Source organism: Micromonospora sp. CA-263727, from assembly GCF_050942455.1.
Classification (GTDB): Bacteria; Actinomycetota; Actinomycetes; order Mycobacteriales; family Micromonosporaceae; genus Micromonospora.
Genome location: NZ_CP192031.1, coordinates 5,079,934 through 5,103,441 on the forward strand (window position 1 = coordinate 5,079,934; position 23,508 = coordinate 5,103,441).

General features: G+C 72.9%; 23 protein-coding genes and 1 pseudogene. 10 read left to right on the forward strand and 14 right to left on the reverse strand.

The features are described from left to right. Positions 1 to 88 precede the first annotated feature (88 nt). The gene (locus ACQPYA_RS22140; RefSeq protein ID WP_433529012.1) at positions 89 to 343 is read right to left on the reverse strand and encodes a hypothetical protein; all 255 of its coding nucleotides are present in this window, start codon (positions 341 to 343) and stop codon (positions 89 to 91) included. A 7-nt stretch (positions 344 to 350) separates the two neighbouring features. Here ACQPYA_RS22140 and ACQPYA_RS22145 point away from each other — a divergent pair, with 7 nt between their 5' ends. Then, the gene (locus ACQPYA_RS22145) at positions 351 to 782 is read left to right on the forward strand and encodes a hypothetical protein (RefSeq protein WP_433529013.1); all 432 of its coding nucleotides are present in this window, start codon (positions 351 to 353) and stop codon (positions 780 to 782) included. Positions 783 to 899: 117 nt separating this feature from the next. Here ACQPYA_RS22145 and ACQPYA_RS22150 read toward each other — a convergent pair whose 3' ends face one another. Both ACQPYA_RS22150 and ACQPYA_RS22155 read right to left on the reverse strand, forming a co-directional pair. Then, positions 900 to 1,727, reverse strand: a complete 828-nt coding sequence (locus ACQPYA_RS22150; protein ID WP_433529014.1) for a hypothetical protein — start codon at positions 1,725 to 1,727, stop codon at positions 900 to 902. Between the two features lie 77 nt (positions 1,728 to 1,804). Next, positions 1,805 to 2,464, reverse strand: coding sequence for a hypothetical protein (locus ACQPYA_RS22155; RefSeq protein ID WP_433529015.1), 660 nt, complete (start codon positions 2,462 to 2,464; stop codon positions 1,805 to 1,807). Between ACQPYA_RS22155 and ACQPYA_RS22160 the strand changes: the two genes are divergently transcribed. Further along, positions 2,463 to 2,672: a hypothetical protein gene (locus ACQPYA_RS22160; RefSeq protein ID WP_433529016.1), complete on the forward strand. Its 210-nt coding sequence runs from the start codon at positions 2,463 to 2,465 to the stop codon at positions 2,670 to 2,672. The two genes, ACQPYA_RS22155 and ACQPYA_RS22160, sit on opposite strands and share 2 nt — an antisense overlap. 24 nt (positions 2,673 to 2,696) lie before the next feature. On the opposite strand, the gene ACQPYA_RS22165 is transcribed toward ACQPYA_RS22160, so the two are convergent. Both ACQPYA_RS22165 and ACQPYA_RS22170 read right to left on the reverse strand, forming a co-directional pair. Further along, positions 2,697 to 4,376 carry a right-handed parallel beta-helix repeat-containing protein gene (locus ACQPYA_RS22165; RefSeq protein WP_433529017.1) on the reverse strand — a complete coding sequence of 560 codons (1,680 nt, stop codon included), beginning with the start codon at positions 4,374 to 4,376 and terminating at the stop codon, positions 2,697 to 2,699. A 184-nt stretch (positions 4,377 to 4,560) separates the two neighbouring features. Continuing rightward, a pseudogene (locus ACQPYA_RS22170) lies at positions 4,561 to 4,915 on the reverse strand (VOC family protein). 158 nt (positions 4,916 to 5,073) lie between these two features. On the opposite strand from ACQPYA_RS22170, the gene ACQPYA_RS22175 reads away from it, so the two are divergent. Further along, positions 5,074 to 7,956: an aconitate hydratase gene (locus ACQPYA_RS22175; RefSeq protein WP_433529018.1), complete on the forward strand. Its 2,883-nt coding sequence runs from the start codon at positions 5,074 to 5,076 to the stop codon at positions 7,954 to 7,956. 121 nt (positions 7,957 to 8,077) lie between these two features. Here the strand turns inward: ACQPYA_RS22175 and ACQPYA_RS22180 are convergent, their stop codons facing one another. The 7 genes from ACQPYA_RS22180 to ACQPYA_RS22210 all read right to left on the reverse strand — a co-directional run bounded on the left by ACQPYA_RS22180 (position 8,078) and on the right by ACQPYA_RS22210 (position 16,177). After that, positions 8,078 to 8,680 carry a GTP-binding protein gene (locus ACQPYA_RS22180; RefSeq protein WP_433529019.1) on the reverse strand — a complete coding sequence of 201 codons (603 nt, stop codon included), beginning with the start codon at positions 8,678 to 8,680 and terminating at the stop codon, positions 8,078 to 8,080. Then, entirely contained in the window at positions 8,661 to 9,047 is a 387-nt protein-coding gene (locus ACQPYA_RS22185) for a DUF742 domain-containing protein (protein WP_433529020.1), read from the reverse strand. The genes ACQPYA_RS22180 and ACQPYA_RS22185 overlap by 20 nt, the downstream gene beginning before the upstream one ends. Positions 9,048 to 9,052: 5 nt before the next feature. Beyond that, the gene (locus ACQPYA_RS22190; protein ID WP_433529021.1) at positions 9,053 to 9,475 is read right to left on the reverse strand and encodes a roadblock/LC7 domain-containing protein; all 423 of its coding nucleotides are present in this window, start codon (positions 9,473 to 9,475) and stop codon (positions 9,053 to 9,055) included. An 86-nt stretch (positions 9,476 to 9,561) separates the two neighbouring features. After that, a complete protein-coding gene (locus ACQPYA_RS22195) occupies positions 9,562 to 12,186 on the reverse strand; it encodes a nitrate- and nitrite sensing domain-containing protein (RefSeq protein ID WP_433529022.1) in 2,625 nt (874 codons plus the stop codon). Between the two features lie 111 nt (positions 12,187 to 12,297). Next, positions 12,298 to 13,917, reverse strand: coding sequence for a prenyltransferase (locus ACQPYA_RS22200; RefSeq protein WP_433529023.1), 1,620 nt, complete (start codon positions 13,915 to 13,917; stop codon positions 12,298 to 12,300). Continuing rightward, positions 13,914 to 14,795 (reverse strand): terpene synthase family protein, encoded by an 882-nt coding sequence (locus ACQPYA_RS22205; protein WP_433533567.1) that lies wholly within the window; start codon positions 14,793 to 14,795, stop codon positions 13,914 to 13,916. The genes ACQPYA_RS22200 and ACQPYA_RS22205 overlap by 4 nt, the downstream gene beginning before the upstream one ends. A gap of 14 nt (positions 14,796 to 14,809) precedes the next feature. After that, complete coding sequence (locus ACQPYA_RS22210; protein ID WP_433529024.1) at positions 14,810 to 16,177, reverse strand: cytochrome P450; 1,368 nt, start codon at positions 16,175 to 16,177, stop codon at positions 14,810 to 14,812. Positions 16,178 to 16,633: 456 nt separating this feature from the next. Here ACQPYA_RS22210 and ACQPYA_RS22215 point away from each other — a divergent pair, with 456 nt between their 5' ends. Then, the gene (locus ACQPYA_RS22215) at positions 16,634 to 16,882 is read left to right on the forward strand and encodes a DUF2630 family protein (protein ID WP_433529025.1); all 249 of its coding nucleotides are present in this window, start codon (positions 16,634 to 16,636) and stop codon (positions 16,880 to 16,882) included. 87 nt (positions 16,883 to 16,969) lie between these two features. Here the strand turns inward: ACQPYA_RS22215 and ACQPYA_RS22220 are convergent, their stop codons facing one another. Both ACQPYA_RS22220 and ACQPYA_RS22225 read right to left on the reverse strand, forming a co-directional pair. Next, positions 16,970 to 17,905 (reverse strand): RIO1 family regulatory kinase/ATPase domain-containing protein, encoded by a 936-nt coding sequence (locus ACQPYA_RS22220; RefSeq protein ID WP_433529026.1) that lies wholly within the window; start codon positions 17,903 to 17,905, stop codon positions 16,970 to 16,972. Between the two features lie 188 nt (positions 17,906 to 18,093). Then, positions 18,094 to 18,738 carry an HAD family hydrolase gene (locus tag ACQPYA_RS22225; protein ID WP_433529027.1) on the reverse strand — a complete coding sequence of 215 codons (645 nt, stop codon included), beginning with the start codon at positions 18,736 to 18,738 and terminating at the stop codon, positions 18,094 to 18,096. A 154-nt stretch (positions 18,739 to 18,892) separates the two neighbouring features. On the opposite strand from ACQPYA_RS22225, the gene ACQPYA_RS22230 reads away from it, so the two are divergent. The 6 genes from ACQPYA_RS22230 (at position 18,893) to mug (ending at position 23,393) form a co-directional block, all read left to right on the forward strand. Next, the gene (locus tag ACQPYA_RS22230; protein ID WP_433529028.1) at positions 18,893 to 19,465 is read left to right on the forward strand and encodes a TetR/AcrR family transcriptional regulator; all 573 of its coding nucleotides are present in this window, start codon (positions 18,893 to 18,895) and stop codon (positions 19,463 to 19,465) included. A gap of 103 nt (positions 19,466 to 19,568) precedes the next feature. Further along, positions 19,569 to 20,495 carry a TIGR04222 domain-containing membrane protein gene (locus ACQPYA_RS22235; protein ID WP_433529029.1) on the forward strand — a complete coding sequence of 309 codons (927 nt, stop codon included), beginning with the start codon at positions 19,569 to 19,571 and terminating at the stop codon, positions 20,493 to 20,495. Then, positions 20,492 to 21,310: a DUF692 domain-containing protein gene (locus tag ACQPYA_RS22240; RefSeq protein WP_433529030.1), complete on the forward strand. Its 819-nt coding sequence runs from the start codon at positions 20,492 to 20,494 to the stop codon at positions 21,308 to 21,310. The genes ACQPYA_RS22235 and ACQPYA_RS22240 overlap by 4 nt, the downstream gene beginning before the upstream one ends. 112 nt (positions 21,311 to 21,422) lie before the next feature. After that, complete coding sequence (locus ACQPYA_RS22245) at positions 21,423 to 21,854, forward strand: hypothetical protein (protein ID WP_433533568.1); 432 nt, start codon at positions 21,423 to 21,425, stop codon at positions 21,852 to 21,854. Between the two features lie 85 nt (positions 21,855 to 21,939). Beyond that, on the forward strand, positions 21,940 to 22,701 hold the full coding sequence (locus ACQPYA_RS22250; protein WP_433529031.1) for an SDR family oxidoreductase: 762 nt from the start codon (positions 21,940 to 21,942) through the stop codon (positions 22,699 to 22,701). A gap of 134 nt (positions 22,702 to 22,835) precedes the next feature. After that, a complete protein-coding gene (mug, locus tag ACQPYA_RS22255; protein ID WP_433533569.1) occupies positions 22,836 to 23,393 on the forward strand; it encodes a G/U mismatch-specific DNA glycosylase in 558 nt (185 codons plus the stop codon). Positions 23,394 to 23,508 lie beyond the last annotated feature (115 nt).

The window sequence follows — 23,508 nt, forward strand, 5'->3', positions numbered from 1 at the left end:
CATTCTGCAATACCTTGCAAACAGGCCCGCAACATTGCCGGCTCCTTGCGCAAGGCTGAAAGGGGATCGGTCCGCAGCGGGACCGCGGTCAACCGTCGCTACAGGCGCTCCCGGAGACGGCGCAGCTCGCCGGGCGGGAATCGGCGTACTCGATGTGGAAGCGCAGCGCGACCGAGGAGCCGCCGGCCAGGTCCGGGCCGCTGCGGTAGGTCAGGGTGCCACCCGAGCCGCTGAACGTCCCCTGTGGAACGCCTTCCAGCCAGGCCGTGACCACCCGACCGCCCGGGTACGCCACCCGCGCCACCCAGCCCAGGTCGCGGCCGGAGGTGTTGCGGATCAGCACCTCCGCAATGAAACCGCCATGGAACGTGTTCAGCACCCGGTACCGCGCCGTCAACGGCGGCGGCGCGGCGGACGGCGCGGTGGTGGTACGCGACGGCGCCGGGACGGCCGGCGCCGTCGGCGCTGCGCTCGTCGGTGCGGGCGTGGCCGACGCGGCGCTGGTCGGGCTCGGCGGGTCGGTCCGGCGTGGGGAGAGTCCGGGCACGGCCGGTGACGGCCGCGCCGAGGCCGCCGACGCCTCCCGCCCCGTCGACGAGGCCCGTTCCGGCAGGGGTGCGGCAACCGCCGGCGGCCCCGGCGGCACCGGGCTGAAATCCGGCCCCGGCCCCCGGTACGTCCCGACCGCGACGACGAAGAGCGCCACCATCATGGCGACCCCGACCGACAACAGGATCCAGGGTGAGGACGTGACGGCGGCGGGGCCGTGGGGCGGAACCTGACGCGGAGCGCGACGCATACCGGACATGTCTCTCCTCAGCGGGCAGCCCGGCAAGCGTAACGATCAAGAGCTATGCCCGGAAGTACCCGGCGAATCACCAGGTGTCCCAACAGTACGGTCAGCCGAGCGCGCACGCGGACCCGTTCACCGTGCACTGTGCCGGGTACTCCCCACCCCCGGTGCGGGTGAACCGCAGCTGCACGGTCTGTTCTGCCCCGGAATTGAGCGGGCCGGTGCCACTGAGCAGGTACCACCCACGGTCCTTGATGGTCACCGACACGCCGGGGCCGCTGGAGGCCCGGACGCCGGTGACCTCCCCGGTGAACCTCAGCTCCACCCGCCAGTCACTCGACGCGCCGCTGCCGTTGCTCACCACCAGCCGGGCCTGGAAGGATTCCTCGTCATCGGCGAGCACCCGGTAGCTGGCGGCGAGCGTGCCACCGCCGGTGGTCGATGGTGACGGTTCGGGAGCGACGCCGGCCGGCGATCGGCTGGCCTCCGACCGGCCGGCGGGCGACGCGGTCCGGGACGGGACCAGCGGCTCGGCCGACGCTCCACTCGGGGTGGGCGACGCGGCGCCCGACCGGCTCGGGCCGCTCGGGCCGCTCGGGCTCTCCGTCGGCGCGGGCGTGCCCGCGGCGGCCGGGATCGGCAGGCTCATCGGCGGCACGGGCGCCGACTCCGCCGGCCGCTCCGGGCCCCGGAACGACAGCACCGCGACCACCAGCAGCACCACCAACAACGCGGCGGCGAGCAGGACCACCACCCACGGCGCGGAGGCGATCAGCCTGAGCACCGTCCGCCCGCCGGTCTCGTCCCCGGTCTGCTTCCCGGTTCCGCCGCCGGTCTCGTCCCCGGTCGCATCGCCGGTTGCATCCCCGGTCCCGTCGCCGGTTGCGTCGGCGGTCTCGTCGCCGGTCTCCGCAGCGGCCGGTCGCACTGACATGAGGTCCCCCCTCGTCGTCACCGACGCGACAGCCTAATCACGTCATCCCGGGACGCGAAACGGGCGGTGCCCGCACCTCAGCGGGACGGGATCCGTACCTCGATCTCGCTGCCCAGCCGGGCGCCACCGCGCAGACCGAGGTCGTCGCCGCTCCAGAAGCGGCCCGGGTCGTACCAGTTCGGCCGCCGGCCGGCGGGCAGCAACCCCATCTCCTCGTAGGTGACCGCGACCACCTCGGCGCAGTACGCGGTCTCCAGGGCCCGCTCGCGGCCGGCCGCGGCACGCTGCCGGGCCGCCGGCAACGGCAGCCGTGGCGCTGGCACCCGCCCGCGCAGCCAGCGCCAGGCCAGCCGCGCGGTGGACGGGAACGGCGTACCGTCCAACCGGGCGATGGTCCGCAGCACCGACCGCTCCATCTCCGCGTCCGCCGGCGGGTCGAGCTGGCGCAGCCAGGCCCGCTGGCCGTACCGGTTGGCCCACACGCTCACCGCGTTCCGCAGGTCGTGCAGCTGCACACCGCGCTGGTGGCTGCCGGTCCAGAGGTCCGGCAACGACCGGCCCAACTCGGCATGCCACATCAGCGGCGGCATGTCGTCCAGCACCACCGCCATGCCCACGTGGTTGACCGGGCTGTTGGTGGTCAACTGGATGGCGCGGTCGGGCACGCTGCGACCGCGGAACACCCACACGTCGCCGGTACGGGTCAGCTCCACCGCGTCGTCCAGGCTGATGCTCATGAAGGACTACCCTAAGCGGATGCGGCGACGAATGCGGTGGTGGAAAATCGTCGGCCTGGCCGGTCTGGCCGGTGTCGCGGCTTCCGGTGTGGTGATCGCGCGGGCGGAACGGCGGCGGCGCGCGTACACCCCGGAGGAGATCCGGGCCCGTCTGCGCGACCGGCACGCCGAGGCGGCCTCGGCCAGCCCGGCGGACCAGGCCGGCTGAGCGACCCGGCCGCCACGGCCGGCGTCAGTCCACTTCGACGTGGTTGCGGTCCCATCGGCCGCCCACCGGCTGGCGGTCCAACCGCAGCGCACCCTCGGCGTTGCCGGCGAGGTCGTTCTCCTCGACCCGGCAGGAGACGCAGGCACCCCGATCGGTGACCCACAAGCCGTAGCTCTGGGTGGGGTTCTCGCGGTTGTCCCAGATCCGATTGCCGCGCACCATCGCGGACTCGAAGCGCGCGTTGATGGCGATGCCGGACCGCACCGGCGCGGCGGCCGGCAACTCGTATCCGGTGCCGGGCTTTGGCACGTCCTCGTTCCATGCGGTCGCCGCGTCCGGCCGCAGTTCGGCCAGGTCCAGGTCGGTGTCGGTGTTGCCGACCACCACCGCCACCCGCGAGCCGACCCGCAGCACCTTGCCCCGGTGCCCGTCGGTCGGCCACTGCGCGGACCGGTCCGTCATGGACCGGCGGGCGTACCGCACCGACTCACCGGCCCCGCACGCCGCCACGGCGCACTGCCGGCCGTTGTTGCGGATCCGGTTGTCGACCACCGCCGCGTCGACCATCGGCCGGTCCACCCGGATCGCGTCCAGCCCGTTGTCCCAGAAGTCGTTGCTGTCGATCACCACATCCGAGGCGGCGCCCTGGTAGCCGTTGCCGAGATCGTGCTGGTGGTAGCCGTACCCGCCATTGCCGCTGATCCGATTGCCCCGGATGGTGTACGGGCCGGGGGTGTTACCCATGCTGATGCCGTCGCGGACGTTGCGGTCGATGACGCAGTCGCTGAGGATGCCGCCACGGCCGGCGACCCCGGCCGTACCGTTGGCGGAGACGTCGAAGCCGGCCTCCAGATTGCCGGTGATGGTGCAGGCGGAGACGATCAGCCCGTCGGCACCCCAGTCGGAGATGCCGAACCGGTTGGCCTGGCTGTGGCAGCCGATGATCCGGTACCCGCGCGGCGAGGCCCAGTACGACTTCTGCAACTCCAGGAAGATCCCGTTGGTGCCGTTGCCGAGCGTGGTGCAGTTGCTGATCGTGCAGCGTTCCACGTCACCCCAGCCACCGATGCCGATACCGATGCCCGCGCCGCCCATCTCCTCGCCGTTGTCCAGCCGTCCGCAGCCGACCACCACCACCCCGTCGATCAGGCTGTCCTGGAGGAAGTCACAGCCCAGCCCGGTCGCGGCGGTGTGATGGATGAAGAGGTTGCGGAACACGCCCCGCACCACGTACTGAAGACCGAGCCCCTTGGCGAGATAGCTGTACGACGCCATGGCCACACCCGAGCCGTCGATCTCGAAGTCGGCGAAGGTGCAGTCGGCGATGTGCCGGTCACGGTCCGCGCCGTGCTGCACGGTGGTCCAGAAGGCGAGCGGCGTCGGATCGGCGCGGTTGCCCTCGTTGCTCAGCATGAACCGGGTCGCTCCCGGCCCGGCGCCGACCAGCGACACCCCGCTGCGCCAGACCGTTCCCGCGTCCCGGATCGAGTAGATCCCCGGCGGGCAGTAGATGACGCGCGCCCGGCCGTCCGCGACGTACCCCTCGCCGAGGCGATCGACCAGGGCCGACAACGCGGGCTGGTCGTTGGTCACCCCGTCGCCGCGAAGTCCGAACTCCCGCGCGTCGCACCACAGCGGCGCACCGGCGACCGGGGCCAGGCGCTCACGGGTGGCGATGGCGGTGGACCGGCCCTGCTGCCACACGGGTCCCTCCCCTCGGTCGTGACCTCCTGCCCGCCGGGCTTTCCCGCTCCCCCCGCCCGGAAACACCGCCACCCGCGCATCAGGCCGCACCCCGCCGACGCCGCGCGGTCGTTCGTTGAGCACGCGGTCGTTCCGTTAGGAAGGGACCCTTTACCTACACCAGGCGTTAAGAAGGGCCCCCTCCTTATCGCGGGGTGAGGAACTCCAGCCGGTTGCCGTGCGCGTCCTCGGTATGGAAGCGGCGCAGGCCCGGCAGCTCGTCGTCGCCCCAGGTGACCGGGTATCCGGCGGCGGCCAGTCGGGCGGCGAGGGCATCCAGGTCGGGGTCGGAGCAGGGCGGGATGCGCCTTGCGGGCCGGGCGGAAGTCGTCCTCGACGCCGAGGTGCAGTTCGGCGCCGTACCCGCTGAACCAGCAACCGCCGCGGGCCGCGAGGGCCGGCGGTTTGGGCTGCTCGGTCAGGCCGAGCAGGCCGACGTAGTAGGCGCGCGAGCGGTCTTCGGAGGCCGGTGGGCAGGCCAGCTGAACGTGGTGGATCATGGTGGCACCTCCCGTCCACACGATGGCATCGGGTTGCACTAATAGCAAGACGGACGTACGGTTTTGTTGATAGTGAGAATCGGCGGTAAGTGTTGCCTAACCACGGCGGCCCTCCAGCCGGTGCGACAGACTGCTCAGGACTACTCACGGTCGCTGGTGTGAAGGAGTACGACGTGGCGAGCCTCGACACCTTCGGTGCGAAGACCCAGCTGCGCGTCGGAGACGCGAGCTACGAGATTTTCAAGATCAGCCAGGTGGAGGGGCACGAGCGGCTCCCCTACAGCCTGAAGGTCCTGCTGGAGAACCTGCTGCGGACCGAGGACGGCGCGAACATCACCGCCGAGCACATCCGCCAGCTCGGCGCCTGGGACCCGACCGCGGACCCGAACGTCGAGATCCAGTTCACCCCGGCCCGGGTGCTGATGCAGGACTTCACCGGCGTGCCGTGCGTGGTCGACCTGGCCACCATGCGGGAGGCCGTCCGCGACCTCGGCGGCGACCCGACCAAGGTGAACCCGCTCGCCCCCGCCGAGCTGGTCATCGACCACTCGGTGATCGCCGACCTCTTCGGCCGGGAGGACGCCTTCGCCCGCAACGTCGAGCTGGAGTACGCCCGCAACAAGGAGCGCTACCAGTTCCTGCGCTGGGGGCAGAGCGCGTTCAACGAGTTCAAGGTGGTCCCGCCGGGCACCGGCATCGTGCACCAGGTCAACATCGAATACCTGGCCCGTACGGTGATGGAGCGGGGCGGCCAGGCGTACCCGGACACCGTGGTCGGCACCGACTCGCACACCACGATGGTCAACGGCCTCGGCGTGCTCGGCTGGGGCGTCGGCGGCATCGAGGCCGAGGCGGCCATGTTGGGCCAGCCGGTCAGCATGCTGATCCCCCGGGTGGTGGGCTTCAAGCTCGCCGGCGAGATGCCGGCCGGCACCACCGCCACCGACCTGGTGCTCACCATCACCGAGATGCTGCGCAAGCACGGCGTGGTCGGCAAGTTCGTCGAGTTCTACGGCCCCGGCGTGAGCGCGGTGCCGCTGGCCAACCGGGCCACCATCGGCAACATGTCCCCGGAGTACGGCTCTACCGTGGCGATCTTCCCGATCGACGCCGAGACCGTCCGCTACCTGGAGCTGACCGGCCGCGACCCGCAGCAGGTCGCGCTGGTCGAGGCGTACGCCAAGGAGCAGGGCCTCTGGCACGACCCGGACGCCGAGCCGGAGTACTCCGAGCACCTGGAGCTGGACCTGGGCACCATCGAGCCGTCGCTCGCCGGCCCGAAGCGTCCGCAGGACCGGGTTCCGCTGGGCAGCGCCAAGACCCTGTTCCGCTCCGCGCTGACCGACTACGTCGCGGCGGACCAGACCGGCAGCGACGCCGACGCCCGCGGCGGCCTCCGCACCAACCCGCCCTTCGGCACCGCCGGCCCGGCCGACGAGGCCAGCGCCGAGTCGTTCCCGGCCAGCGACTCGCCCGCGAACGAGGTCAACGATCCGGCCGACGCCCCGCGTGACCTGGTGACCGCCGCCGTCGGCTCGGGCGGGCGGGCCAGCAACCCGATCCGGGTCACCGGCGCCGACGGCAACGAGTACGAGCTGGACCACGGCGCGGTGGTGATCGCCGCCATCACCTCCTGCACCAACACCTCCAACCCGCAGGTGATGATCGGTGCGGCGCTGCTCGCCCGCAACGCGGTGGACAAGGGCCTGAACCGCAAGCCGTGGGTGAAGACCACCCTGGCGCCCGGCTCGAAGGTCGTCATGGACTACTACGAGCGGGCCGGCCTCACGCCGTACCTGGAGAAGCTCGGCTTCCACCTGGTCGGCTACGGCTGCACCACCTGCATCGGCAACTCCGGCCCGCTGCCGGAGGAGGTCTCCGCCGCGGTGAACGAGGCCGACCTCGCCGTGGTGTCGGTGCTCTCCGGCAACCGCAACTTCGAGGGCCGGATCAACCCGGACGTCAAGATGAACTACCTGGCGTCCCCGCCGCTGGTGGTCGCGTACGCGCTCGCCGGCACGATGGACATCGACCTGGCCAACGAGCCGCTCGGCGAGGACAGCGAGGGCAAGCCGGTCTACCTGCGCGACATCTGGCCGAGCACCGCCGAGATCCAGGACGTCATCGCCTCGGCGATCGGCGCCACCGGCTTCAGCGCCGCGTACGCCGACGTCTTCGCCGGTGACGAGCGCTGGCAGTCGCTGCCGACCCCGACCGGGGACACCTTCGCCTGGGACGGCGAGTCCACCTACGTCCGCAAGCCCCCGTACTTCGAGGGCATGCGGCAGCAGCCTCAGCCGGTGTCCGACATCGCCGGCGCGCGGGTGCTCGCCAAGCTGGGCGACTCGGTGACCACCGACCACATCTCACCGGCCGGCTCCATCAAGGCCGACTCCCCGGCCGGCGAGTACCTCGCCGGGCACGGCGTGCCGCGGCACGAGTTCAACTCGTACGGCTCGCGCCGGGGCAACCACGAGGTGATGATCCGGGGCACCTTCGCCAACATCCGGCTGCGTAATCAACTGCGGACTCCCGGCACCGGGCCAGCTGCGGGAGCTCCGCTCCCCGAGGGCGGCTTCACGGTCAACCACCTGACCGGCGAGACGACCTCGATCTACGACGCCTCGATGACCTACCAGCAGGCCGGCGTCCCGCTGGTCATCCTGGCCGGCAAGGAGTACGGCTCCGGCTCGTCGCGGGACTGGGCGGCCAAGGGCACCATGCTGCTGGGCGTGCGGGCGGTCATCGCCGAGTCGTACGAGCGGATCCACCGCTCCAACCTCATCGGCATGGGGGTGCTCCCGCTCCAGTTCCCGGCCGGCGAGACCGCCGACTCGCTGGGGCTGACCGGCACCGAGACGTTCACCATCACCGGGGTGACCGCGCTCAACGACGGCTCGACCCCGCGTACGGTGCGGGTCGCCGCCGACAGCGGCGTGGAGTTCGACGCGGTGGTGCGGATCGACACCCCGGGTGAGGCCGACTACTACCGGCACGGCGGCATCCTGCAGTACGTGCTGCGACGCATGATCGCCAGCTGACGTAGCACGGCCAGGAGGGCTCCTTCCCGCGAGCGGGAAGGAGCCCTCCGTCTTCTGGCCTTCGTCTGGCCGCTGCCGGGGCGGGCGCGCCGGGTGGGCGGCGAGGGTGGGCGGGCCCGGGTCACTCGGCGCGGCGGCGCGCGTCCCGGGTCTTCATGGCGTGCTCCACCAGGGTGATGAGCACCTCCTTGGCCGACTCCCGGCGTCGGGCGTCGCAGAGCAGCACCGGGACCTCGGGGTCGAGGTTCAGCGCGGCCTGCACCTCGTCGAGCCGGAACTTCCGGGCACCCTCGAAGCAGTTGACCGCGACCAGGAACGGCGTGCCCCGCTCCTCGAAGTAGTCGATGGAGGGGAAGCAGTCGGCCAGCCGTCGGGTGTCCGCCAGCACCACGGCGCCGATCGCGCCGAGCGCCAGCTCGTCCCAGACGAACCAGAACCGGTCCTGGCCCGGGGTGCCGAAGAGGTACAACACCAGGTCGTCGCTGATGGTGATCCGACCGAAGTCCATCGCCACGGTGGTGGTCCGCTTGGTCTCGACGCCGGAGAGGTCGTCGATGCCGACCCCCGTCTCGGTCAGCACCTCCTCGGTCCGCAACGGACGCGTCTCACTGACCGCGCCGACCAGCGTGGTCTTACCCACCCCGAAACCGCCCGCGACCAGGATCTTGATCGCAGTGGGCAGCGCGCCCGCTCCCGGCGGCCGCTCAGAGTGCCCGTAGTCCATTGATAACCGCCTCGAAGATGCTGTGGTCGGGAATACCGACGGTGGTGTGCGGCTCCCGGATCTGTACCAGATTGCGCGCCACCAGGTCGCCGAGCAGGACCCGCACGGTGCCCACCGGCAGGTCCAGGTGTGCCGCGATCTCGGCGACGGACTGTATCCGCTGGCACAGGCCGACGATCGCCAGATGCTCCGGGCCCAGCCCGATCTCCGGAGAGACGTCCTTACGGGTCGCCGTCACCAGGGAGATCAGGTCGAACGTACCGGTGACCGGGCGGGCCCGGCCGCCGGTCACCGCGTACGGACGAACCACCGGACCGGCGTGGTCGTCCACCCACTGGTGGTCGGCGGACTCTCCCTGCACCGTCATGTGGGCTACTTCTCCCCGCTGGTCTGCTCGGCTGATCGTGACGGCGACGCGACGTACTTGCCGACCCGGGTCACCAGCATGGCCATCTCGTACGCGATCAGTCCCACGTCGGCGTCCTCAGTGGCCAGTACCGCGAGGCAGGCGTTGCGGCCGGCGGCTGTGACGAACAGGAACGACGACTGCATCTCGATGATTGTCTGCTGCACCTGCCCGCCACCGAACCGCTTGCCCGCACCGCGGGCCAGGCTCTGGATGCCCGCCGCCATCGCCGCCAGATGCTCGCCGTCGTCGCGGCTGAGCCCCTGCGAGGAGGCCATCAGCAGACCGTCGGCGGACAGCGCGACCGCGTGCTCGGCCTGCTTGACCCGGCCGACCAGGTCGTCCAGCAACCACGTCAGGTCGGCACTCGAAGCCGTCTTCTGCGCCACTTCGTCGTCCTCTTCTCCCCCGGCTCTTCGCCGTGCTCATCTGGGCCTGACCGGCGGTCGCCCGGATCGCCGGGCCACCGTCTCGGTCAGGTCGCCTGTTGGTCAGCGTCGTCGGGCTCGTCCGCGTCACGCCGACCGCCACCACCGAGCAGACGCGCGGCGTCGTCGCGTCCACGCCGGGTGCCCGTCTGGTACGAACTCATCATGCGCCGGACCTGTTCGGGTTCGCGGATCACCTCGTTGCCCTGCACCACCTGCCCGGGCTCGACCCGCAGCGCCGGCGCGAGGCTGGCCTGCCGGACCCGGACCGGCAGGCCAGACTCGGTGCGGCTCGGCTCAAGGTCGGCCGGGTCGGCACCGCCGGGCGCGGTCGGGGCCGACCCGGCGCCCTCCGACGCGGCCGGTGCGACCGCAGTGCCCGGCGGTGGGGATCCGGCGGTGGTCGCGGCGTCGACCGGCTCGCCGCCGCCCGCGCCGACGTCGACGGGGCGCTGCGGCAGCCCGTCACCGCTCGACGGCGTGCTGATCGGCAGCCCGATCGCGAGGGTCGGCCCGTCCAGCGCGGAGTGCCCGGGCCGGCGCCGGGACCGGGTCGGCAGCCCGGTGTCGTCGGCGCCGTCGGCGGGGCCGAGTTGGATCTCCGTCGGCGCGTCCACACCGGATCCGGCGGGGGCTTCCTCCTCGGCCGCTCCGGTGTCCGTCTCGGCCAGCGAAGCAGCCGGCGCGGCGAGTGCCAGCGGCGTGGCCGACCGCTCCGCCGGGTGGGCCGGGGCCGGCCGGGCGGCCAGCGCCGGGGTCTCGGCCCGGGTTTCGCCCGGCGCGCTCGGCTCGGTCTCGTGCGCGATGATCAAGCTGCTCGGGATCAGCACCACGGCCGTCGTCCCGCCGTACGCGGACTCCTTGAGCTGCACCCGCACGCCGTGCCGGTCGGTCAGCCGGCTCACCACGTAGAGCCCCAGCCGGGACGCGTCGGCGAGGTTCAGCTCGGACCGGTCCACGATGCGGTGGTTGGCGGCGGCCAGGTCCTCCTCGGTCATGCCCAGGCCGCGGTCCTCGATCTCGATGGCGAACCCGTTGGCGACCAGTTGCCCGCGCACCTCCACGGTGGTGTGCGGCGGGGAGAAGGAGAGCCCGTTCTCGATCAGCTCGGCGAGCAGGTGGATCACGTCGCCGACCGCCCGTCCGGCCAGCGACACCCCGCTGATCGGCAGCACCTGGACCCGGGTGTAGTCCTCCACCTCGCCGACCGCGCCGCGGACCACGTCCACCATCGGCACGCTGCGCCGCCAGGCACGGCCGGGTGTGGAGCCGGAGAGCACGATCAGGTTCTCCGCGTTGCGCCGCATCCGGGTGGCCAGGTGGTCGACGCGGAACAGGTCCTCCAGTTCCTCCGCGTCGTGCTCGCGCCGTTCCATCGCGTCGAGCAGGGTGAGCTGGCGGTGCACCAGCGCCTGGGTACGCCGGGCCAGGCTGAGGAACACCTCGCGTACGGCCCGGCGCAGCTCGGCCTGCTCCACCGCGGTCCGGATAGCGGTTTCCTGCACGACGTTGAAGGCCTTACCCACCTGGCCGATCTCGTCGTCACCGAACTGCAACGGCGGCGCTTCCTTGGCGACGTCCACCTGGTCGCCGCGGCCGAGCCGCTCCACCACGCTCGGCAGCCGCTCGTTGGCCAGTTGGAACGCGGCGTCACGCAGCCGCTGCAACTGCTGCACCAGGGCACGTGCGGTGGTGACCGAGACGACCACCGAGGCGATGACCGCGAGCAGACCGAGACCGGCGGCGAGGACCAGCCGGATGATGACCCCGATGGCGACCGGGGTGGCGCTCCTGACGACGTCGTCACCGCCGGCCAGGACCACGTCGGCGATCTCGATCAACGCCGGGCCGGTGACGTCGGCCCACTCGCTCGCCGTGAACGGCAACCGGGAAGTGCCGGAGCCGACCATGATCTTGTTTTCCATGTCGGCCAGCCGGCGGAAATTCATCCCGTCGGACATCTGCGCGTAACGGCGCTGGTCGGCGTCGGGCAGCCGGACGACCGCCTGCTCCGCGAGGAACTGGCGGGCGCCCACCACCCGGGTGAACTCGGCCCGCTCGGCGGAGGTGATCCGGCCGGCGGCCAGCACACCGGCGAGCATGGCGTCCTCCTGGGACATCAGCTCGCGGGCCCGGTTGAGCCGGATCAGATCGGCGGTGTTCTGGGCGACCTCGTCGTCGTCGAGGTTGCCCAGCTCGTCGTAGACCTGGTAGATCGACTCGATCAGCTCGGTGAACGCCGCCCCGGCCTCGCTGCGGCCGATGTTGCGCCCGTCGACGGCCGTGCGGGTCTCCGGCAGCACAGCCAACCCCTGGTTGAGGGCCGAGATCCGGCGCTGCAAGTCGTTGCTGCCAAGCAGGCTGACCTGCCAGTTGTCGGTCGACCTGGCGAACTCGGCGGCCAGCTCGTCGGTACGCTGCCGAAGCTGATTCAACTCCCCGCGCTGCGCGTCGTCCGGCCGCCCCAGATAGACCAGTGATCTCCGCCGTTCGAGCTGGAGTTGCAGCAGCAGCGGCTCGGTGGGGTCGAACACCTTGACGTCCAGCGCCTGCACGCCGACGAGGTTGACTCCATCCCGGACGGTTACCCAGGCCGTGAAGGACCAGAGTGCCACCAGCGAGGCCAGCAGTGCCACGACCTTGGTACGCAGATTCGAACTGCGGGAACCCATTACACCGTCCCTGGCCCTGAGCTAGTTGATCGGTCAGTCAGGAGTGCATTTTGCGCGCACCGACCCCGGCGCACGCTAACAGCGTCAAAGCATCAACTCAAGCGGTGGTGATCATGCCCTGGTGGCCCCGCTACCGCGTGTCGTCGGTAAACCGTCCGCCACCGGCACCCCCGCCGCGAAAGCGAGTTTGCGCGCCGCGAGAATCGCCGCCCGCACGATGAGCAGCGGCGCATAAAGATCCTTGTCGTGCCACAGTGGCGGATGCCCGGCCAGGTCGGCGCGCAGGTGCGCCAGGGCCCGGCGGGCCGCCTCCGGCACCCCGGGTCGGGCCGGACGGCCGGCGGCGAGCAGCACGTGCACCGCGTACGCCGTCTCCTCGGCGGTCGTCGACCAGCGTCCCCAGCCACCGTCGTCACGCTGGGTCGCCAACACCCAGTCCAACGCGCGGTCGACGGCCGCCCCGGACACCTCGGACGGCGCATAGCCGGCCAGTGCCAGCGTGGCGCAGCAGGTCGCGTAGTAGGGCGAGGCGTGCCACCGGTCCGCCCACCCGCCGTCCGGCTGCTGGATGTCGCGCAACCAACCGGCCAGCGCCGCCACCCGGGCCGCGTACCGGTCGGCGCCGTCCCGGGTGTGCCGGGCGTGCCAGCCCAACGCCTCCAGCACGTGCGCGTTGGTGGTGACCGAGTGCCCGTCCTCCCCCTGCCAGGTGCAGAAGTGGCTGCCCAGGTCGTAGTGGCGCAGGCTCGCCGGGTCCACCGGGTGGCCGAGCCGGGCGAGGGCGTACAGCGCGGCCGAGGTGGTGTCGGCGTCGGCGGGCAGTCCCGGCCCGGTCGCCGCGCCGTGCGGCCCGAGTGCGGCGGCCAACTCCGCCACCAGCTCCGGCGACGGCCGGACCGGCAGGCCCACCCGGGTCAGGGTGGCCAGACACCAGGAGCGCTCGAAAACGGTGATCGGGATGCAGCAGGGCACCGGGCCCTCGTGCCGGGCCACCACGGCGTCAAGGTAGGCCCGGGCGGCGCGCTCCGGGCCGCTCCGGTGGCCCAGCCAGGCCGCGGTCGCCGCGGGTGAGGCTCCCACCGCGCCGTCGATCGGGGCGACGTCGTGGCGGGCGGCGGCGGGACCGAGCACCTCGTACGCGTGCCACAGCTTGCTGGGCACCGGCCGGCCGGCGCCCAGCAGCGCGTCGACCGCGTCGACCCGCCGCCGGTCCACCGGGGGCAGCGGGCGCAGGGCGCCGGGCAGCGGCCCGCCGGCCTCGTCGGAGAGGCGGGCCAGGTGCCCGTCGATCCGGATCGCCAGGGTCGGCACGATCAGGTCGGCGGCCGGGGTGTCCGGCAGGGCGCCGCCCTGACCGAGCCGCCGGGCCAGCGCGGCCACCCCACGCGACGCGGCGGCGACGAGCGCGGCGCGGGTTGGAGCGGCGGGCCCGGCCCGGTCGGCCCGGCCGAGCACGGCGAGCAACGCCTCCACCGCGCTGGCCGTCGGCACCAGCGCGTACCCGCCCGGCGGGCCCCAGCCGCCGTCCACGCCCTGTTCCCCGAGCAGGTACGCCAGCCGTTCCCCGTGCCCGGCCAGCCACGGCGCGTCGGCGACCAGCCGGCCGGTCTCGTAGACCGAGTTGCTCACCTGCCCGTGCGGTTCCCGCTCCAGCTGCGTGACCAGCTCGCGGACCGCGCCGGTCAGCGCCGGCTCCGCGCCGGTGGGGGCCGCGACGGCGGGGGCGGTCACGACTCGCCCCAGAAGTCGGTGGAGCGGTAGAAGCCGCTGCTGAAGCCGATCTGCCGGGCCAGGTAGTTCGCCGCGACCGGACATCTCCCGTGCAACGGCGCGAGCAGCTCGCGGGCATCCGCCACCAGCTGGCTGATCCGCTGTTCGACGTCGGCGCGGGGCACCAGCAGCAGCGCGTTGAGGTCTCCCCAGCGCAGGTCGCGCTCGTACGTGCCGAGGTCGTTGACCAGGCGCAGAATCCGCTGCACCTGGTCGCTCGCGGCCAGCAGCGCGTCCAGGTGCGCCAGCGTCGCCGGGTCGCCGGCGTGGATCCAGTGCACCACGTTGACCACCGTGCAGGCCAGGTTGGCGGCGTTGTCGAGGTATTCCTCGAAGCCGGGCAACCGGTCCGGGTGCTGCTTCCAGTCCCACTCCCGGGCCATCGCGGCGAGCACCGTGCGGGTCTCCTCCCGCCAGCGGTGCCGGTGCGCGGCGAAGGCCGGCCCGGTGGCGAGTTCGTCGCGCAGCTCGGCGAGGAAGGCGCCGAGCTGGTCGCCGTCGGCCGGCGCGTCGCCGTCGAGCACCGCGAGGCAGCGGGCGGTCAGCCGGTCGATCTCGTCGCGGCTCCGGGCCTCGTGGTCGACCAGCCAGTCGACGGCGAACCCCCAGAGCACCGCCCGGTTGGTGATGCGCAGCTGGTCAAGGTCGCACCAGGGCGCGCCGAAGGCGATCGCCATCGCCACGTTGCCGAACAGCGCCGCGTCGAACGGCCGGGCCGGGAACAGCTCGGGGTACGCGGCGGCCACCGCCGCCAGGTCACGCTGCCCCTTGGCGGCGAGGGCACAGATCCGGCCCTGCTCCGCGGCCATGGTCATCTGATCGCCGACGGTGGCCGGCATCGTGGTCAGGGAGTTCACGCCGCGAGACCCTGCACCGGTCGCAGGGTGACCTCGACCCGGTCGAGGGGACGCAACGCGGCCGCCACCTTGATGCCGGGTACGCCCGGACGGCGCAGCCGGAACCGGAACCGGCTCAACAGGGTCGCGACGATCAGCGTCGCCTCCAGATAGAACAGATGCATCCCGATGCACTGGTGCGGGCCGCCGCCGAACGGGAAGTGCGCGTACTTGGGCCGGGCGCGGACCAGTTCCGGGCTGAACCGGTCGGGGTCGAAGACCTCGGGCCGGTCCCAGAACGTCGACATCCGGTGGGTGATCAGTGGGCTGACCACCAGGGTGGCGCCGGCCGGGATCCGGACTCCGCCGACGACGTCCTCCTCGACCGCGGTACGCGGGAAGAGCCAGCCGATCGGGTAGAGCCGCAGCAGTTCGTCGAGCACCTGGCGGGTGTAGCGCAGCTCGCGCAGGTGTTCACGGCGTACCGGCTGGTCGCCGACCACCTCGTCGAGTTCCGCGTAGAGCCGGGCGGCGATCGCCGGATCCTGCTCGATGTGCGGCCAGAGCCAGGTGAGCACGCTGATCGTGGTCTCGGTGGTGGTGGCGACCATCGCCACGGTGTCGTTGCGCACCTGGCGCTCGTCGAGCTGGCCGCCGTCCTCGGTGCGCCCCCGCCACAGCGTGGAGATGATGTCGTCGGCATCCTCGTGCGCGGTGTCGCGCGCCGCCCGGACGGTCGGCAGCAGCACGTCGTCGATGAGCTGCACGGCGCGGCGGAAGGTCCGGTCGCCGGGCATCGGCGCGGCCAGCGGCGCCCACGGCAGGAGGATCCGGGGCATCACCGACCGGGCGATGGCGTCCTGCGCCTTCATGATCCGCATGGCGTCGGTCACCGTGATCTTGTCGGCGAAGAAGACCCGCATGACCGCCCGGCAGACGATCTGGGCCTGCACGGTGCCCATGTCCACCGGCGCGCCGGTCCGCGCCGGTTCGGCCAGCTCGTCGATGGCGTCCTCGATCGCGACGGCGAGGCGGTCGACCAGCCCGTCGATGCGCCGGGCGGTGAAGAGCGGCTGGAGGATCTGCCGGCTGTTGGTCCAGTGTTCACCGTCGCTCAGGATGCCCTCGCCGAAGAGCCGCTTGAGCGGACGCCACTGTAGACCGTCGCCGGCCCGTACGTAGTTCTCGGATCTCTCCCGCAGTACCCGCTGGAGATGGTCGGGGTGGGTGACAAGGAAGGGGCGGAACGAGCCGAGGTTGAGTTTGACCACCTCACCGCCGGATCGTTCGCCGGTGTCGATCAGGGCCCGTGCTGGATCACGGAGCAGACCAGGCAGAACATGTCGTAGGGGTACGGATCCCGCTCGTCTGGTTTGGACGGACATTTGTGGTTGTCTCCCACCTGCACAGGCCCCAGGGGTGCGGGGCGTCACTCTGTGAAATGCCACGGTTGCAATGAGCATGACACCGCAATAGCAGTCCTCACTAGTCGCGTGCCGAGAAATCTTCATGGTCGACATTCCCGCTGTCCACACCAGAAGCCGCGTGGAAGCGGCTTCACCTGGGATTTCGCCGCACGCCGCCCGATCTGGCGGCAACCCGCCGCCGCTCCGGCCGCTGCGACGTTTTCCCTGCTCAGGGGCGGAGTGCGGGCACGGAGGGCGGTGGTCGGGCCCGACCGGGCGACGCACCGGCCCGCGCTCACCCGCGACGCTGGAGTTTCCCCTGGTGATCTACGTCATTGCCGCCCGCGCCCGACGCGCTCCGGCGTCACGGCTGCCCGGCGGCTTCGCCGGGGGGAATCCGGACATAGCCCGCCTCGCTGTGCCAGGCTCAGGGGCATGGACGACACGACCATCCTGAGCCGGATCTCCGATCTGGTCGACGAGGAGCACCGGCTGCGGGCAACAGCCCAGGCCAACGAGGCGGGCACCGACGACGAGGCCCGCACCCGCCTGCGTGAGCTGGAAGAATCCCTCGACCAGTGCTGGGACCTGCTCCGCCGCCGCCGGGCCGCCCGGCAGGCGCACGGCGACCCCGACGCCCAGGGCGCCCGCCCGGTGCCCGAGGTCGAGCGCTACCTGCAGTGAGCGCCGTAGCGGCGACGGCGGGTTCGACCGCCGGGCCGACGGCCTGAGCTCCGGATGGCGGTCCGTCCGCCACCCGGAGCCCGCTGATCAGCGCAGGCCCGCCTCGCGGGAGAGCGCCTCGGTCAGCACGGTCGGGTCCACCAGGCTCGGCGGCAGGCCCCGAGCCGCGAACCAGGCGGCGACGACCCGGACGTCCCGGGCCAGGAAGTCCCGCCCCTGCGGGTTCGCCACCACGTCGACCACCTGCGGCAGGTCGATCAGCACCAACCGCCCGGCGTTCACGAGCAGGTTGTACGGCGACAGGTCGCCGTGCGCGTACCCGGCCCGGGCCAGCACCATCAGGGCTTCGACCAGTTGCCCCCACAGCTCACGTAGCTCGGCCGCGGCCGGGCGCAGCTCGGCCAGCCGGGGCGCGGCCCGGCCCCCGTCGGGGTCGCCGAGGAACTCCAGCATCAGCTCGGTGCCCCGCAGCTGCACCGGGTACGGCACGGCGACCGTGCCGTACCGCTCACCGATCTCCCAGAGCCGGGCCAACGCGGCGAACTCGGCCGCCGCCCACTGCCCAGCGATCATCTCGCGGCCGAACGCCGTCCGGCCGGCCATCGCGCGCATCTCCCGGGACCGGCGCACCCGGCGTCCCTCCAGGTACCCGGCGTCCCGGTGGAAGAGCCGGTGCCGTGGGTCCCGGTAGCGCTTCGCCGCCAGCAGGCAGGATCGGTCGGTGCCGGGGACGGCCCGGCGGACCAGGTGGACGTCCGCCTCCTTGCCGGTCTTGAGCACCCCGAGTTCGGTGTCCTTCGCGGCCAACTCGGTGATCAGCCAGGCCGGGTGCGGTTGCGGGCCGTGCACGGCTCCGTCCCAGGACGACCAGACCGCGCCGGTCTCCGGGTCGGGCTCGTCGTCGGGGTCGGCCGGGGTGGGGCCGGTTGCCCGGCCGTGCTTCAGGAAGTGTGGTTCGTCGTCGTCGAAGCGGCGCCTGCCGCGGCCCCGGCGCTCCGGCGACGGGAAGTCGTGATCGCGCACTGCGCTGGTCGTCCCTTGTTCGAGGTGAATGGAGGCAGGAAGTGACCTGCGAAGACGGCCATGACCGACCCCCTCTCCTCGACCGGGCGCGGGCCCGGGATGCACGATGCGCCGACCATGCTCGCGCCGACGTCGCGCCGGGTCAACCGATTTAGAGCGACCGGCAACAGGCGTTCCCGGACGCCCACTCAGGCGCCCATGACCGCGGCGACCGCGGCGATCACCGTGTCCACCGTCGCGGTCGGCGCGAACCGGGTGTCCGTCCAGGGCCGGCCCCGGTGCAGCCAGATGCTGGGCAGCCCGACCGCGGTGGCGCCACCGATGTCCGCCTCCGGGCCGTCGCCGATCACCCAGGCCCCGCGCAGCGGCATCCGGACCCGCTGGGCGGCCAGCGCGAAGATCCTCGGGTTGGGCTTGCTGACCCCGGCCTCCTCGGAGATCACCCAGTCGGCGACGTACCGGTCCAGCCCGGTGCGCCGGATCTTGGTGTCCTGGAGGCGCACCGCGCCGTTGGTCACCACCACCGGCATCCAGCCGGCGTCGTCGGCGATCCGCAACGCGCAGGCGACCAACGGGTCGAGCCGGGTGAACTCCACCACCCCGTCGTGCAACTCCTCGACCAGGTCGATGGAGGGGATGCGCAGGCGGTACCGGTCCCGGATGGCGTCCGCGACGTCCCAGCGATCGGTGAGCCCGTCGGCGTCGATGGAAAGCAGCCATTCGAGGTCGTTCGGCGGGGCACCGATGCCGTCGAGGAAGCGCGCTGCCCAGGTGCGGAACGGCCCGGCCCGGTCGAGCAGGGTGTTGTCCAGATCCAGCAGGAGCAACGGCACTCGGGAACCCTACGGGAATCCGGTACCCCGCCGACAGGGCCGTAGGTTACGCGCTCGTGTCAGGCTGACACCGATGTCTACGGTGACCCCTCGGGCCGGAAACAAGCCGTACGTACGGTTTGCGTTACCCGAGGTGAGCTGACACGATCCAACTGTGCCCAGAGTAAGTCAGGACCAGCTCGACGCCCGCCGGCAGGAGATCCTCGCCGCCGCGCGGGCCTGCTTCGCCCGGCACGGCTACGAGGGCGCCACCGTCCGCCGCCTGGAGGAGGCGACCGGGCTCTCCCGAGGGGCGATCTTCCACCACTTCCGGGACAAGGACTCCCTCTTCCTCGCCGTCGCCGAGGACGACGCGGCGGCGATGGTCGAGACGGTCGCCCGCAACGGTCTGGTCCAGGTCATGCGTGACCTGCTCGCCCGGGCGGTCTCCCCGGACACCACGGGCTGGCTGGGCAGCCAACTGGAGGTGTCCCGGCGGCTGCGTACCGACCCGGCCTTCGCCAGGCGCTGGGCCGAACGGTCGGCGGCCATCGCCGAGGCGACCCGGGAGCGCCTGGCCCGCCAGCGGGAGGCCGGCGTGCTCCGCGACGACGTACCGATCGACGTGCTGGCCCGCTTCCTGGAGCTCGCCTACGACGGCCTGGTGCTGCACCTGGCGATGGGCCGCCCGGCCGGCGACCTCGGCCCGGTGCTCGACCTGGTCGAGGAGGCCGTCCGTCGGGGCTGACCCGTCAGGTAACGAGAAGGTAACTGGGCCACCGCGCCGGCCGTACGCTGGCGTCGCCGCTCCACAATGAGGCCGCGTTCCCCTCGCACGACAGGAGCAGGCCATGACGGGTTTCGCGGCAGACCTGGACACCTGGGGTGTCCCGAGCCGGACCTTCCTCATCTTCTATCTGGTGGCGGCCGTCGTGCTGGTCACCGGTGTGCTGATGCACCGCCGCGCCCTGCTGTCCGGCCGCTCCGCACCCACCGCCGACCAGATCGGCCCGCAGCAGGTGGCCTACCTCAACGGCGGGGAGGATCTCGCGGTCTGGTCCTCGGTCAGCAGCCTGCGCAGCCAGGGCGCGATCGGGGTGAAGTCGACCGGCGAGCTGACCGCCGACGGCCCGCTACCCTCGGGGGCCACCCCGCTCGACCGGGCCGTCCACTACGCCGCCGGCCAGCACCACACCGCCCGGCAGCTGCGACAGACCGAGTGGGTCGCCCGGGCCCTCACCGAACTGCGCGACGGGCTGGCGCGCCATGGCCTGCTGGTCAGCCCGGAACGGCGAGCCGCGCTGCGCCTGGGCTCGCTGTTCCTGGCCACCTTGCTGGCGCTCGGCGTCGCCCGGATCGCCGCCGGCCTGGCCAACGGCCGTCCGGTCTGGTACCTCGTGTTCATCGTCTGCGGGCTCGCGGTGGTGACCGCGGTGCTGTTCCTCCGGGTGCCACGGCGGACCCGGTCGGCCGACGTCGCGATCCGGAGCCTGCGACAGCGGAGCCGCCACCTCGCGCCCGCCTCGAACCCGGCGTACGCCGTCTACGGCGCGAGCGGGCTGGCGATGGCCGTGGCGCTCTACGGCACCGCCTCACTCTGGGCGATGGACCCGACCTTCGCCCAGCAGGCCGAGATCCAGCGCCAGGCGATGACGGCCGGCGGCACCGGCACGACCAGCAGCTGTGGCGGTGGCAGCAGCGCCGGCGCCAGTGACGGTGGCGGCGGTTGCGGCGGTGGTGGCGGGGGCGGCTGCGGCGGAGGCGGGTGCGGCGGATGACCGGCCTGCACGGGGTGGGCATCGGCTGGCGGCCGGAGATCGCCGGGTTCGTCGCCGACCTGCCCGGCCTGCGCTTCGTCGAGGTGATCGCCGAGGCGGTGCCGGCCGCCGGCCCGCCCCCGGACGGTCTGGTCGAGCTGCGGGAACGGGGCGTGACCGTCGTACCACACGGGGTACGGCTCTCCCTCGGCGGCGCGGAGCCGGTCGAACCGGCCCGGGTCGCCCACCTGGCGGCGGTCGCCGAGCTGATGGCGGCCCCGCTGGTCAGCGAGCACATCGCCTACGTCCGGGCCGGCGGCCTGGAGGCCGGGCACCTGCTGCCGCTGCCACGCAGCCGGGAGGCGGTCGACGCGGTCTGCGCCAACGTCGCGCGGGCGCAGGCGGACCTGCCGGTACCGATCGCGCTGGAGCCGATCGCGGCGCTGTTCGACTGGCCGGACGACGAACTCGACGAGGCGGCGTTCCTGAGCGAGATCCTGGAGCGCACCGACGCGCTGCTGCTGCTCGACATCGCCAACGTGCACGCCAACGCCCGCAACCGGGGCACCGACCCGCTCGCCCTGCTGGACCGGCTGCCGTTGGAGCGGATCGCCTACCTGCACGTGGCCGGCGGGGCCGAACAGGGCGGCTTCTACCACGACACGCACACCGACCCGGTGCCCCCACCGGTGCTCGACCTGCTCGCCGAGCTGTGCGCCCGGCAGCGCCCGCCGGGGGTGCTGCTGGAACGCGACGGGCACTACCCACCCGCCGCCGAGCTGCGCGCCGAGTTGGACGCCGTCGCCGCTGCCTGCGGGTTCCCGGTGGTGACATGAGCACCGCCGGCACCGACCCCGCCGCGCCCTCCGGCTCGCTGGCGCAGCGGCCGGCGCCCGGCTCGCTCGCAGACCAACAGACCCCGGATCGCTGGCGGAGCGGCAGGCGCAGCTGGTGGCGGCGCTGGTGGCCGGGGGTCCGCCGCCGCCGGGCTTCGCCGCTGCGCCGCTGGCCGCCGCCCGCGCGGCGCTGCTGCGCAAGCGCGCCGGTGAGGTCGCCCGGCACTGGCCGTTGCTCGCCGCCGGGCTCGCTGCCAACTGGCCGGCGGCCTTCGTCGAATGGGCGGCGGATCGGCCCACCCTTGGCGGCCTGCGCGACGGCTGGGACCTGGCCCGCGCGCTGCGGGCCCGCGACGCGCTGCCGGACCTGGGCGCCGACGAGCTGGCCCTCCGGGAGGCCGCCTTCCGCTACGACGGCCGGCACCCCCCACGTCCGCGCCGGCTCCCCGCCGTCGGCCGGGCCGGCGGCGCAGTCGCCGTGCAACTAGCCCGCCGAACCCACCTCCTCCGCCCCGCCCGCCTGCAAGGAAGGGCCCCCTATTAACGCCTCCGGTAGAGGAAGGGCCCCCTTTTAACACGTGCCGGGCCCGGGATGCCGAACCGAGGCGGACTGCGGCAGGATCGACGGCATGGATCTCGGACTGACCGACCGGGTTTACGTACTCACCGGCGCCTCCCGTGGGCTCGGCTACGCCACCGCGCAGTGCCTGGTGGCCGACGGCGCCCGGGTGGTGCTCTCCGCCCGGGACGCCGACGCGGTGGCCGCCGCCACGGCCGGCCTCGGCGGGCCGGAGCGGGCCGTCGGCATCACCGCCGACCTGGCCGATCCGGCCACGCCCGGGCTGCTGGTGGCCGCCGCCCAGCGCCACTTCGGCCGCCTGGACGGCGCCCTGGTCTCGGTGGGCGGCCCGCCACCGGGCAGCGCCGCTTCGATCGACGACGAGCAGTGGCGGCAGTCCTTCGAGACGATCTTCCTGGGCAGCCTGCGGACGGTGCGGACGGTAGCGGCGGCGCTGCCCGACGGCGGCGCGATCGCGCTGGTGCTCTCCACCTCGGCGCGCGGCCCGGTGCCCGGGTTGGGCATCTCCAACGGGCTGCGCCCCGGCCTGGCCGGCGTCGCCAAGGACGTCGCCGACGAGTACGGCCCGCGGGGCGTACGGGTAATCGGGCTGCTGCCGGGGCGGATCCTGACCGACCGTAACCGGGAACTCTTCGCCGCCACCGGTGACCCCGAGCGGGCCCGCGCCGAGGCGGAGGCCGGCATCCCGCTGCGCCGCATCGGCGAGCCCGCCGAGTTCGGCCGGGTGGCCGCGTTCGTGCTCTCCCCGGCGGCGAGCTACCTCACCGGGGTGACCATCCCGGTCGACGGCGGAGCGCTGCGCGGCCTGTGACCGCCGCACCGGCACCGGGCCGCGATCCACATCCAGGCCGCGGGCGGCCACCCCGCCGGCACGCCGGCGACGAGCCGAGCCACCAGCGCAGCCGCGACGAACCGGCCCGCCGGCGGGGACGCGACGAAGCGCCGATCCGCCGGAATCCGCGGCCGAGCCGGGAGGAGCTGGCCGCGGCGGCCGACCGGACCCTCCCGGACGTCATCGCCCCCGGGCTGGACGTGCTCTTCGTCGGGATCAACCCGGGCCTGTGGTCGGCGGCGGCGGGTTGGCACTTCGCCCGTCCCGGCAACCGGTTCTGGCCGGCGCTGCACCGGGGCGGGTTCACCCCGCGCCTGCTGCACCCCGGCGAGCAGGACGAGTTGACCGCGCTCGGGCTCGGCATCACCAACCTGGTCGGCCGGGCCAGCGCCCGCGCCGCCGAGCTGGCCCCCGCCGAGCTGATCACCGGCGCGCAGGAACTGGCCGGCAAGGTGGCCCGGCACCGGCCCCGCTGGGTGGCCGTGGTCGGAGTGACCGCGTACCGGATCGGGTTTGCCCGGCCGAAGGCGACCTTCGGCCGGCAGCCGGAGCTGCTGGCCGGCGCCCGGCTCTGGGTGCTGCCCAACCCCAGCGGCCTGAACGCGCACTACACCCCGCAGACCCTCGGTGCCGCCTTCGCGGAGCTACGCGAGGCGGTCGAGCGGGAGTGAACGGTCGGCCGGCCACCGCCAGCCGAGCGGCTGGGACGCGCCCGCCGCCAGCCGACCGGTCAGGGTGTCCACCCGAGGCCGTCGCCGACCGGCTCTGGCCGGGCGCGTCACGCGT

Excerpts from the sequence above, each read along its gene's own strand:
- ACQPYA_RS22185 (WP_433529020.1), bottom strand. The coding sequence starts at position 9,047 with ATGACGGTGCAGGGAGAGTCCGCCGACCACCAGTGGGTGGACGACCAC.
- ACQPYA_RS22205 (WP_433533567.1), bottom strand. The coding sequence starts at position 14,795 with ATGCCGGCCACCGTCGGCGATCAGATGACCATGGCCGCGGAGCAGGGC.
- ACQPYA_RS22240 (WP_433529030.1), top strand. The coding sequence starts at position 20,492 with ATGACCGGCCTGCACGGGGTGGGCATCGGCTGGCGGCCGGAGATCGCC.
- ACQPYA_RS22180 (WP_433529019.1), bottom strand. The coding sequence starts at position 8,680 with ATGGACTACGGGCACTCTGAGCGGCCGCCGGGAGCGGGCGCGCTGCCC.
- ACQPYA_RS22235 (WP_433529029.1), top strand. The coding sequence starts at position 19,569 with ATGACGGGTTTCGCGGCAGACCTGGACACCTGGGGTGTCCCGAGCCGG.
- ACQPYA_RS22150 (WP_433529014.1), bottom strand. The coding sequence starts at position 1,727 with ATGTCAGTGCGACCGGCCGCTGCGGAGACCGGCGACGAGACCGCCGAC.
- ACQPYA_RS22155 (WP_433529015.1), bottom strand. The coding sequence starts at position 2,464 with ATGAGCATCAGCCTGGACGACGCGGTGGAGCTGACCCGTACCGGCGAC.
- ACQPYA_RS22195 (WP_433529022.1), bottom strand. The coding sequence starts at position 12,186 with ATGGGTTCCCGCAGTTCGAATCTGCGTACCAAGGTCGTGGCACTGCTG.
- ACQPYA_RS22215 (WP_433529025.1), top strand. The coding sequence starts at position 16,634 with ATGGACGACACGACCATCCTGAGCCGGATCTCCGATCTGGTCGACGAG.
- ACQPYA_RS22250 (WP_433529031.1), top strand. The coding sequence starts at position 21,940 with ATGGATCTCGGACTGACCGACCGGGTTTACGTACTCACCGGCGCCTCC.
- ACQPYA_RS22160 (WP_433529016.1), top strand. The coding sequence starts at position 2,463 with ATGAAGGACTACCCTAAGCGGATGCGGCGACGAATGCGGTGGTGGAAA.
- ACQPYA_RS22210 (WP_433529024.1), bottom strand. The coding sequence starts at position 16,177 with ATGTCCGTCCAAACCAGACGAGCGGGATCCGTACCCCTACGACATGTT.
- ACQPYA_RS22145 (WP_433529013.1), top strand. The coding sequence starts at position 351 with ATGAAACCGCCATGGAACGTGTTCAGCACCCGGTACCGCGCCGTCAAC.